The sequence below is a fragment of the Moraxella bovis genome (assembly GCF_002014975.1).
In the GTDB taxonomy this organism is placed as follows: domain Bacteria; phylum Pseudomonadota; class Gammaproteobacteria; order Pseudomonadales; family Moraxellaceae; genus Moraxella; species Moraxella bovis.
In genome coordinates this window covers 1-4,118 of sequence record NZ_MUXV01000086.1, presented here as the reverse complement: position 1 = coordinate 4,118, position 4,118 = coordinate 1, and the positions used below count along the sequence as shown (strand labels likewise).

Genomic DNA, 4,118 nt, shown 5'->3' with positions numbered 1-4,118 from the left:
GTACATCATCAGCGACACCTATCACACCGTCAGACTAATCCGATAGCCGATTTCGTACACATCGCCATTTTGGAACGTGCGTGGGGCGTTAAATTTAATCGCTGACACCAACACGCCATCTGTACCGCCTTTGGTAGCTGATGTGAGTAGTCCAGCACCCTGTACCGTCAGCGTGCTGTCGGTTACGATATTAAACACCGCCGCCGATTTGATGCTGTCAATGCTGTTGCTACTGGTGTTCTCAGGTGTCCATTTGGGGCGTGTGGCACTGTTATAGCCTTCGCTCATGCTCACAATCTCGCTTGCGGTGCTGGCAAAGTTCTGTGCCGTCCAGTTCGCTTGTGGTGTGGCAGACGCACCGTATAGGGCGACATAGTAGGCTTGGGGCTTTGGCGTTGTGCCAAATGCCACGTTTAGGATATGAGTCAGCCCTTCATCGGTAACCAGATTGTCCGACTTGACCCACTCACCGCCATTGATACGCTCAAAGTACTCGCCTTTGGCTCGGATAGTGTTTTGCATAAAAAAATCCTTACATAGAGAATGTAAGGATTATTGTAAGGGGAAATGTTAGGGAGTGCGAACCTTGTGGGGGTTTAGTGGTTCATCAGCCCCCGTTGCAGAGCATAAACACACTGCTCGGACTTTTCTAGACGTATTTGTAGCTCACCCAGACGTTCTAAGACACTGGCAAACTCACCCATGACACCCCAAAACTCATCTTGGGCTTCTTTGATTTGACGAGTGTGATGAGCCAGCATAAAGGCGATATTTGGACTTATGCCTGAACTAACGGCAAATTCAAACTGCATAATAAACGCCACCGCTTCATCAAAATCACTTGCCAAAATATCCTTATAGCTTGGCACGCCAAACTTATCTTTTAGGGCGGTGTACACCGTCTGATAGTGCGTGCTGTTATGTAGGCATTTTTGGCGGACGCACTTTTGAATGGCGTGTTGCTGTTCGGTAGATAGTGTATGGCGGTATTGCCCTGTTTTACGGATTGTGGGCAGCACTTCATCAAAGACCCAGTTTTGGAATTTGACCGCACTTTCTAATTTACTGCCAAAAATCAAGCGATAAACATCGGGTTCGTAGATAACTCGCATTTCTTGATTTCCACCCTTTGTTGAAAGGGTACGGTGTTTTACCGCCCCCTTGCAATGCTGTTTAATGGCGTCATTTGGGCGTAGATAACCAAGTGTTACAGCAACATCTTTGGCAACAAAAAGCGGTTGGTTGTTTTCGTCCAAAATGATACGGACGGATTGATTTTCAAAGTGAAAAGATTGAATTGCGTTCATAAGAACTCCTGAATTTTAGTTAGTAAGTTACCATAGGGTAACGGGCATCAACTACCGATTCAGACGGCGGAGCTTATTTCCTATTGCTAGGTGTTGTATTAGGCTCTCTCAACCCGTCATAAGACGTTTTGAAATGGTTTTTATCACAAAAAGAAGTCGGATTAACTTTTGGGATAAATAGGCATAAAAAACACGCTCTTTCGGGGCGAGATTTGATACCGCTGAATTTTAGTAGTATGTACATCGTACAATAAATAACCCCTTATTGTCAAGGGGTTTTTGAGATTATTCAGCATTCTTGCCCGTCATAGTCTGGCTCATCATACAGACAGCGACAAGCCCTAAATACATTTCTAGAGCCACTTTCGTCCAATACAGTTTTTCCTTTTGTTGCAACACATTCGTCCCGAGTTGTTCCGCCAAACCAACCATTGCCCACGCCAACTTCTAAGCCATCATAGCGTTTTGGATATTTTTCACCACATAAACGGCGAACTGCTGCCGCCGCTTTTTTATTTTGCACCCCTTCCATATTTTCCACAATACAACCTGCATAATTACTGGTGCTGCCACAACCCGCCACAACCAACAACACAGTCGTGATAGCGAAAAATTTAAAAACTCTCAGCATAAAATCTCCTAAGGATTAAGATATTGATGCTCAACCGCCTGACAGACTAGGCCAACTTCTCTAACATCTTGGTCTTTGTCTAAACGCTCCTGATTAGTAACCACAATCTTGGCGAGTAATATTGTATTTCCCTATTTGATAACCATCGTTTGAGTAATACACATATCTCATCTCTATACCATTTACCAATGTTTGTTTAACTGCTTCGTTTTGGCAGAAATTATCGTCATTTGATACAAATACAGATTGTTTCCTTTTCTGAAAATATTCATCACTCAATAACAACTCATCTTTATTTCGGCTAAACCTAGAAATATAGTTAATCCTACGCATAGCCTTATCTAGCTGAATATCCACAATAAATGTTTCATTATCTACCTTTACGGGTAGGGTTGGTTTTATTTCTACTATCTCACTCTCCAAGACAGCATATAACTCATCATCACTAACCCTTAAATTCTCAATATCAGAATGACTACCTTCATAACTAGACGCACTCTCTACTTGCTTATTATCGCTCAACGCAGGTAATACGATTGCCGAACCTATACCAATAAATACAACCATAAAACAAGACATAAACAACCGTTTAAATATTGTCTTGTCCTCATCTTCTAACTCATAGGTAAAATAAAACACCCCTGCAAGCAATGGATAAAACCCAAAAATGACAGTGGCAACCCCCAATATCCCCCACAGGTTGCTGTATTGGAACATGGTATAAATAGATTTAAATACATACCAAATCAAAGCAATGAGCAAAGGCAGGACTATCAGCCCCAAGGCGGGTATCATTACTTCCAACATGGTACTTGAAACCGAACCGCCCAAAGCAGGAACACCAAGAATAACAGCCACACACCCAAAAAGCCCCCAAGCCAACCAATCCCAAACCTTAGAATGACTTTCGCCTTGTTGTTCGTCAGGTTCATCATCTACCACCACGCTTTGTTGTTTTGGCGGTGTTTGGCGAATGGGTGCCGGCTCTGGCGGTGTTTGCTCCGCACTTCTTGATGGCGTGCTAGATTTTTGGTGCTCTGGCAATGGGTATTTTTGCATGGCTTCCATTAAGGATATGCCTTTTTCATTGGCAATCCGTTCATAATAAGCAAGGGCGGTACGATGTTCTTGTGCCATTTCTTGCATGACATCAATCAGCAGTTTGTTCTCGGTAATGGTTCGCATAAGTCCTTTTTTGCCCCACATGGCAACACCGTCAGGCTCTAATATACCGCCATACACTACCCCTTGACCCTGCACCACTTCAATAGCAAAGCCAATGTTATTACCATGTCTTGTCTTTCCCACGCCCAACACCGCCACAGCGTTTGGGTATTTTAAAACCTGTTTTTGGGTGTAGATATTATATTGCACCGATGACGGCAAAATCCCATTATCTATCAACCAAATCTCTGCTTCTTGTATTACGTCCATATGACCTCACTAAATTTTATCCCAACACCTTAGTGGATAACACCATTCTAAGACCGCTTAGTCTTTGAAACCCCATTTTTTGATAAAAAGGGGCTAGCTCATCACGCTTTAAGTCCACCACCACATAGGCAAGCCCCATTATCTTTGCCGTCTTAGCGATATGAGCGAAGGCGTGGGCGAACAGATGATTGGCAAGTGATTTGCCCTGCATGGCTTCATCAATGGCAAACCGACCAATCAAACATGCAGGGATTTCATTGGGATAACCTGCCAACACACGACCGCTGTTATCCAAAGCATACGCCCCCATACAATAAAACCCCAATACCTCATTGGGATTGCCATCATCTATGAGTACATAGGTTTTTGAAATGCCTTTTTTGGCGTGCTGATTGGCGTATTGGGACAGATAGCGGTTTAGCTCATCATCACCACAATCAAACCTTGCCCTATCGTGATTTTTACCAAGAGCGACAACCTCATACATACCGCTTACCCATGTCCAATAGCTCCTGCATAAAGGGCGTTGGCTTATCGTCTAGGCGGTCTAGTATGTCCGCTTGTTTTGCCGTCAAAGGCTCATTTTTGGCATGACCACTGTCCAACATAGGCTCGTCTAAGGCGAACGCATAAAGCATCTCATTGACACTTATGCCTTGCCTTTGTGCTTTGGCAATGATTGCCTGTTCTATATGAGTAGGTATGTCTAAAATCATTTAATACTCCTTAATACTTCACCCATTTTC

At 43.5% G+C, this 4,118-nt stretch carries 6 protein-coding genes; all 6 read right to left on the bottom strand.

Features of this window, described 5'->3' with window-relative positions; all coding sequences use genetic code 11:
- Window positions 1-21: 21 nt before the first annotated feature.
- The 6 genes from B0182_RS13340 to B0182_RS13315 all read right to left on the bottom strand — a co-directional run bounded on the left by B0182_RS13340 (window position 22) and on the right by B0182_RS13315 (window position 4,088).
- The gene (locus tag B0182_RS13340; RefSeq protein ID WP_078275383.1) at window positions 22-522 is read right to left on the bottom strand and encodes a hypothetical protein; all 501 of its coding nucleotides are present in this window, start codon (window positions 520-522) and stop codon (window positions 22-24) included.
- Between the two features lie 74 nt (window positions 523-596).
- Window positions 597-1,307: a BRO family protein gene (locus tag B0182_RS13335; RefSeq protein WP_078275382.1), complete on the bottom strand. Its 711-nt coding sequence runs from the start codon at window positions 1,305-1,307 to the stop codon at window positions 597-599.
- Window positions 1,308-1,596: 289 nt separating this feature from the next.
- On the bottom strand, window positions 1,597-1,938 hold the full coding sequence (locus B0182_RS13330) for a hypothetical protein (RefSeq protein ID WP_078275381.1): 342 nt from the start codon (window positions 1,936-1,938) through the stop codon (window positions 1,597-1,599).
- Between the two features lie 93 nt (window positions 1,939-2,031).
- Complete coding sequence (locus tag B0182_RS13325; RefSeq protein ID WP_078275380.1) at window positions 2,032-3,372, bottom strand: hypothetical protein; 1,341 nt, start codon at window positions 3,370-3,372, stop codon at window positions 2,032-2,034.
- Between the two features lie 16 nt (window positions 3,373-3,388).
- Complete coding sequence (locus B0182_RS13320) at window positions 3,389-3,859, bottom strand: GNAT family N-acetyltransferase (protein ID WP_078275379.1); 471 nt, start codon at window positions 3,857-3,859, stop codon at window positions 3,389-3,391.
- Window positions 3,852-4,088 carry a hypothetical protein gene (locus B0182_RS13315; protein WP_078275378.1) on the bottom strand — a complete coding sequence of 79 codons (237 nt, stop codon included), beginning with the start codon at window positions 4,086-4,088 and terminating at the stop codon, window positions 3,852-3,854. The genes B0182_RS13320 and B0182_RS13315 overlap by 8 nt, the downstream gene beginning before the upstream one ends.
- Window positions 4,089-4,118 lie beyond the last annotated feature (30 nt).